The sequence below is a fragment of the Saccharomonospora halophila 8 genome, assembly GCF_000383775.1.
In the GTDB taxonomy this organism is placed as follows: Bacteria; Actinomycetota; Actinomycetes; order Mycobacteriales; family Pseudonocardiaceae; genus Saccharomonospora; species Saccharomonospora halophila.
In genome coordinates this window covers 46,624-52,633 of record NZ_KB912554.1, presented here as the reverse complement: position 1 = coordinate 52,633, position 6,010 = coordinate 46,624, and the positions used below count along the sequence as shown (strand labels likewise).

Genomic DNA, 6,010 nt, shown 5'->3' with positions numbered 1-6,010 from the left:
GGCGGGCGGCCGGGCGGACGGCCGGGGGAACAGCCGAGGGAACAGGCGGACGACAGAGCCGACGCGAAAGCCGACGCGAAGGCCGGGGCGAAGACCGGAGGCAGGGCAGCCGACGCGCCCTCCACCGCCGAGAACCCGTGGCCGGTGCGCACGGTCGCGCGCAAGATCGCGGACTGGATCCACCGGCTGGGGGCGGTCTGGGTGGAGGGCCAGGTCACCCAGATCTCGGCCCGCCCCGGCACCCAGACCGCGTTCGTGACGCTGCGCGACCCGGCCGCCGACGTGTCGATGACCGTCACGTGCCCCGCGCGCATGGTGCGCGCCGCCGACCCACCACTGCGGGACGGCGCCAGCGTCGTGGTCCACGGCAGGCCGTCGTTCTTTCTCGGCCGGGGCACGCTCAGCCTGCGCGCCGACGAGATCCGTCCGGTCGGCATCGGCGAGCTGCTGGCCCGCATCGAACGGCTCCGCAAGCTGCTGGCCGCGGAGGGACTCTTCGCGGCCGAACGCAAACGTCCGCTGCCGTTCCTGCCGCGGGGCGTGGGCCTGATCACCGGGCGTGCCTCGGCCGCGGAACACGACGTGCTCGTCAACGCCCAGGGCCGCTGGCCCGCGGTCCGGATGCGGGTGCTGAACACCGCGGTGCAAGGCGCGCACGCGGTTCCGCAGATTCTGCGGGCGTTGTCCACGCTCGACGCCGACCCGGACATCGACGTGATCGTGCTCGCCCGCGGCGGGGGCAGCGTGGAGGACCTGCTGCCGTTCTCCGACGAGGCGCTGTGCCGGGCGGTCGCCGCCGCGGGCACCCCCGTGATCAGCGCCGTCGGGCACGAACCCGACTCGCCGCTGCTCGACCACGTCGCGGACCTGCGCTGCTCCACCCCCACCGACGCGGGCAAGCGGGTGGTGCCGGACGTCGCCGAGGAGACGGCGAAGGTGCACCAGCTGCGCGACCGCGCGCGCCGGTCCCTGCACGGCTGGGTGGACACCCAGCGCAGGCTGTTGGACCAGCTGCGCAGCCGTCCGGTCCTGGCCGATCCACTGGGCCCGGTCCAACGCAGGCAGGTGGAGGTCGAGACCCAGCGCGAACGCGGACGGCGCGCGGTGCTGGCCGAGCTGACCCGCGAGCAGACCGCGCTCGCGTCCGCCCGCGCCCGGCTCACCGCGCTGGGGCCGTCCGCGACGCTGGAACGCGGGTATTCCGTCGTGCAGTACACCGACGATTCGGGCAACCTGAGAGTACTCCGATCGGTCTCCGATGTGACCGACGGAACACCGCTGCGGGTCCGGCTCACGGACGGGGCCGTGCGGGCGGTGGTGGAAACACGGGAGGAGTGAGGTCGGCGAATGCACGGGTGCGCGTTTCTGCCGTTGACCACCGGCACCCTCGCCCGCCTGTGCGCGGAGCCGGACGGGACGGCCTCCGCGGAGGTCCGCACCGTGCGCGCCCGGGCGGACGAGGTCGAGGCCGCCGCCGTGCGGAGCTGGACCGTGCTGCTCGCCGGGTGTCGCACGACCGACCCTCCGGAGCTGGTCGGCCGGCTCCGGGGGCTGTCCGAGGCGACCGCCCGCTACGTGGGCAGGCACTGGTGGTTCGGCGCGGGGTCGGTGCACCGCCACCGCGTCGCCGGGGCGCAGACACGGCTGGAGAACGCTCTCGCCGAGTCGGACGGCGGCGAGTTCGCCCGCGCGTTCGTCACCTACGACCACGCGATGGCCGGCGCGGTAGTGTGCGCCCGCAGGCCGGTCCCGACCGGCGACCGGACAGCACCGGCGGCCGGGCGAGCACCGGATCTCGGGAGAGCACCGGATCTCGGGAGAGCACCGGCCGGGACAGCACCGAGTGGGACGGACGAGACGGACACGTGAGCGACGACGCGGAACACAACGGCACCCGCGCGGGTGCCGACACGGTGCCCCCGGAGGAAGTCGGCGCCGAAGAGCAGGACACCGGGTCGGCGGGTCTGGAGCAGCTCGGCTACGAGCAGGCACGCGACGAGCTGATCGAGGTTGTGCGGGGGCTGGAGGCGGGTGGCCTGTCCCTGGAGGAGTCGCTCGCGCTGTGGGAGAAGGGTGAGCGACTGGCCCGGTTGTGTGAGCGGCACCTCGACGGTGCACGCGAGCGCATCGAGGCCGCGCTGGCTACCGTTGAGGACACGTCGTCCGAGGACGGCTCCGGCGGACCCGACGAGGACCGGGAACGGTGACGTGCGCGACACCCCCGTGAGCCGGGTACCGGCGCCCCGACAGGAAGCGACACGCTTGTCGTAGACAGTTCCAGACACGCCATCGGGAGGCACCATGACCACCGCCAGCCAGTCCGGTAGTCGCCGGGGCGAAGCACCCGACCGCAACCTCGCGATGGAACTGGTCCGGGTCACCGAGGCCGCCGCGATGGCCGCCGGCCGCTGGGTCGGCAAGGGCGACAAGACCGGCGGGGACGGTGCCGCCGTGGACGCCATGCGCCAGCTGATCGGCACCGTGTCGATGCGGGGCGTCGTCGTGATCGGCGAGGGCGAGAAGGACGAGGCGCCCATGCTGTTCAACGGCGAGGAGGTCGGCAACGGCGACGGCCCGCACTGCGACGTGGCCGTGGACCCCATCGACGGCACGACGCTGATGTCGAAGGGCATGCCGAACGCGCTCGCCGTGCTCGCGGTCGCCGAACGCGGCGCGATGTTCGACCCGTCGGCGGTGTTCTACATGGAGAAGCTCGCCGTGGGGCCGGAGGCCGCGGGGACGGTGGACCTGTCCGCGCCGATCGCCGAGAACATCCGCCGGGTCGCCAAGGCGAAGAACAGCGGCGTCTCCGACGTGACGGTCTGCATCCTGGACCGCCCCCGGCACGAGCGGATCGTCGAGGAGGTCCGCGAGGCGGGCGCCCGCATCCGGTTCATCAGCGACGGCGACGTCGCGGGCGCCATCGCCACCGCGCGGCCGAGCACCGGCGTCGACATGCTGCTCGGCATCGGCGGCACGCCGGAGGGCATCATCGCCGCGTGCGCGATGAAGTGCCTCGGCGGTGAGTTGCAGGGCAGGCTCTGGCCGAAGGACGACACCGAGCGGCAGCAGGCCGTCGACGCCGGGCACGACGTCGACAAGGTGCTCACCACCGACGACCTCGTGCGCGGTGACAACGTGTTCTTCTGTGCCACCGGGGTCACCGACGGCGACCTGCTGCGCGGCACCCACTACCGCGCGGGCGGGGCCACCACGCAGTCGATCGTGATGCGGTCGAAGTCCGGCACGGTGCGGCTGATCGACGGCTACCACCGGCTGACGAAGCTGCGGGACTTCTCGTCCGTGGACTTCGACGGCGCCCCGGAGGACGCCACCCCGCCGATCCCCTGACCGGCCGCGGACCCGGGGCTCCGGCCCCCCGGGTCCCGGCACCGCTGGGGTCAGGCGTCGCTGGAGTGGCCCGGGAAGAGCTTGGCCTTCGGGTTGAGGGCCACGGTGATGTTGTTCACCGCCGTGGCCGCCTCGCCGAACCCGGTGGCGATCAGCTTGACCTTGCCGGGGTAGGCCGCGACGTCCCCGGCCGCGTACACCCGGTCGCGCGCGGTGGCCATCGTGGTGTCCACCTCGATCGACCGGCGTTCGATCCGCAGGCCCCAGTTCTCGATCGGCCCCAGGTCGGCGGTGAACCCGAGCGCGGCGACCACGGCCTGGGCGGGCAGCGTCATCCGCCGCCCGTCCCGGATCTCGATCTCCACCTGCGCGAGCTCGCCGGTGCCGTCCGGGCCGCTGCCGCGCAGCGCGGTGACCTCGGCGTCGGTGATGATCGGGATGCCCTCGTCCCGGGCCTGCTTCACGATCGACTCGGCGGCCCGGAACTTCGCCCGCCGGTGCACGAGGGTGACGCTCGCCGCGATCGGGCGCAGGGCCAGCGCCCAGTCGAACGCGGAGTCGCCGCCGCCGACCACGACGACGTCCTGCCCGGCGTGCGCGTCGAGGGCGGGCACGAAGTGCACCAGGCCCTGCCCGAGCCACTCCTGCCCCGAGGGCAACGGGCGCGGGGTGAACTCGCCGATTCCCGCGGTGATCAGCAGCGCGCCCGCGCGCACGAGGACGCCGTCGTCGAGGGTGAGCTCCAGCCCGTCGTCCAGGGTGGTGAGCGTGTCGGCCTTGCGGCCGAGCAGATAGGTGGGCTCCGCCTGCGCGGCCTGCTCGACGAGCCCCTTCACCAGGTCCCGCCCCCGCACGGCGGGGAAACCGGCCACGTCGTAGATCATCTTCTCCGGGTACATCGCCGTGATCTGGCCGCCCGTCTCGGGCAGCGAGTCGACGATTGCCGTCGACAGACCACGGAACCCCGCGTAGTACGCGGCATACAGGCCGGTCGGTCCGGCTCCGACGATCACCAGGTCGACCGACACCGTCTCGGACGCACTCATGTCCCACCGCCCTTCCGCCGTTGGTGGGGGCCGTGGCGCAGTCTAGTGCCCCACGACACCGGGCGACTGATCCGAACGTGCGCCAGACTGGCCTCATGGCGGAACAGGACTACCGGATCGAGCGCGACACGATGGGTGAGGTCAGGGTGCCGGCCGACGCCCTCTACCGCGCGCAGACCCAACGGGCCGTGGCGAACTTCCCGATCTCCGGCCGTGGTCTGGAGCGCGCCCAGATCCGTGCGCTCGGTCTGCTCAAGGCCGCGGCCGCGCGGGTCAACGCCCGGCTCGGCGTCCTCGACGGTGACCTCGCCGCGGCCATCGCGACGGCGGCCGACGAGGTCGCCGAGGGGCACCACGACGGGCACTTCCCGATCGACGTGTTCCAAACCGGTTCGGGGACCTCGTCGAACATGAACGCCAACGAGGTGATCGCCACGCTGGCGACCCGGTCACTCGGCCGGGATGTTCATCCGAACGACCACGTCAACGCCTCGCAGTCGTCCAACGACACGTTCCCCACCACCATCCGGGTGGCGACGACGGAGGCGGTGCTGACCGACGTCGTGCCCGCACTGGACCACCTCTCCGAAACGATCGAACGGCGGGCCGCCGAGTGGGCCGACGTGGTCAAGTCCGGCCGTACGCACCTGATGGACGCCGTGCCGGTGACCCTGGGGCAGGAAGCCGGCGCCTGGGCCGCGCAGGTGCGGTTCGGCATCGAACGTCTGCGCAGCGGGCTGCCCCGGCTCGGGGAGCTGCCGATCGGGGGGACGGCGGTGGGCTCGGGCCTCAACGCGCCCGCCGGGTTCGGCGGCGCGGTCGCCGAGGAGCTGGCGAAGGTCACCGGGCTGCCGTTGGCCGAGGCCCGCGACCACTTCGAGGCGCAGGCAACGCAGGACGGCGTGGTCGAGACCTCGGGTCACCTGCGCACGATCGCGGTGTCGCTGAACAAGATCGCCAACGACGTCCGCTGGCTCGGGTCCGGACCACGCACCGGACTGGCGGAACTGGCGCTGCCGGACCTGCAACCCGGGTCGTCGATCATGCCGGGCAAGGTCAACCCGGTCATCTGCGAGGCCACCATGCAGGTGGCGGCGCAGGTCATCGGCAACGACGCGACGGTGTCCTTCGCCGGGTCGCAGGGCAACTTCCAGCTCAACGTCAACCTGCCGGTGATCGCGCGCAACGTGCTGGAGTCGGCGCGGCTGCTCGCGAACTCCGCCCGGCTGCTGGCGGACAAGGTGTTCGACGGGCTCGCCGTCAACACCGACACCGCCCGTGCCTACGCCGAGGGGTCGCCGTCGATCGTGACCCCGCTCAACGCCTACATCGGGTACGAGGAGGCCGCCGCCGTGGCGAAACAGGCGCTGGCGGAGCTGAAGCCGATCCGCGACGTCGTTCTCGAACGCGGCCACGTGGCCGACGGGAAGCTCACCGAGGCACAGCTGGACGAGGCCCTCGACGTGCTGCGCATGGCACGGGGAGGCCGATGATCCGAGGAGGCCGTCGGCGACCACCCCGGCCCGCGTCCGATCGCACACCGGCTGACCCGCCCGCGACCGTGTCCCCCGGACGAGAGGCGCGGCCCCCGGGCACCCGCCGTGCGGTGGCGG

At 72.9% G+C, this 6,010-nt stretch carries 6 protein-coding genes; 5 read left to right on the top strand and 1 reads right to left on the bottom strand.

Annotated elements, in window-relative coordinates; genetic code table 11:
• The first annotated feature begins 144 nt into the window (after nucleotides 1-144).
• The 4 genes from xseA (at nucleotide 145) to glpX (ending at nucleotide 3,351) form a co-directional block, all read left to right on the top strand.
• The gene (xseA, locus tag SACHA_RS21750) at nucleotides 145-1,338 is read left to right on the top strand and encodes an exodeoxyribonuclease VII large subunit (RefSeq protein WP_039738831.1); all 1,194 of its coding nucleotides are present in this window, start codon (nucleotides 145-147) and stop codon (nucleotides 1,336-1,338) included.
• 9 nt (nucleotides 1,339-1,347) lie between these two features.
• On the top strand, nucleotides 1,348-1,869 hold the full coding sequence (locus SACHA_RS21745; RefSeq protein ID WP_019809935.1) for a hypothetical protein: 522 nt from the start codon (nucleotides 1,348-1,350) through the stop codon (nucleotides 1,867-1,869).
• The gene (locus SACHA_RS21740; protein ID WP_019809934.1) at nucleotides 1,866-2,207 is read left to right on the top strand and encodes an exodeoxyribonuclease VII small subunit; all 342 of its coding nucleotides are present in this window, start codon (nucleotides 1,866-1,868) and stop codon (nucleotides 2,205-2,207) included. Before SACHA_RS21745 ends, SACHA_RS21740 begins: the two co-directional genes overlap by 4 nt.
• A gap of 94 nt (nucleotides 2,208-2,301) precedes the next feature.
• Complete coding sequence (glpX, locus tag SACHA_RS0111800) at nucleotides 2,302-3,351, top strand: class II fructose-bisphosphatase (RefSeq protein WP_019809933.1); 1,050 nt, start codon at nucleotides 2,302-2,304, stop codon at nucleotides 3,349-3,351.
• 50 nt (nucleotides 3,352-3,401) lie between these two features.
• Here glpX and SACHA_RS0111795 read toward each other — a convergent pair whose 3' ends face one another.
• Nucleotides 3,402-4,397 (bottom strand): NAD(P)/FAD-dependent oxidoreductase, encoded by a 996-nt coding sequence (locus SACHA_RS0111795; RefSeq protein ID WP_019809932.1) that lies wholly within the window; start codon nucleotides 4,395-4,397, stop codon nucleotides 3,402-3,404.
• A 95-nt stretch (nucleotides 4,398-4,492) separates the two neighbouring features.
• Between SACHA_RS0111795 and SACHA_RS0111790 the strand changes: the two genes are divergently transcribed.
• Nucleotides 4,493-5,890 carry a class II fumarate hydratase gene (locus tag SACHA_RS0111790; protein ID WP_019809931.1) on the top strand — a complete coding sequence of 466 codons (1,398 nt, stop codon included), beginning with the start codon at nucleotides 4,493-4,495 and terminating at the stop codon, nucleotides 5,888-5,890.
• Nucleotides 5,891-6,010: the final 120 nt, after the last annotated feature.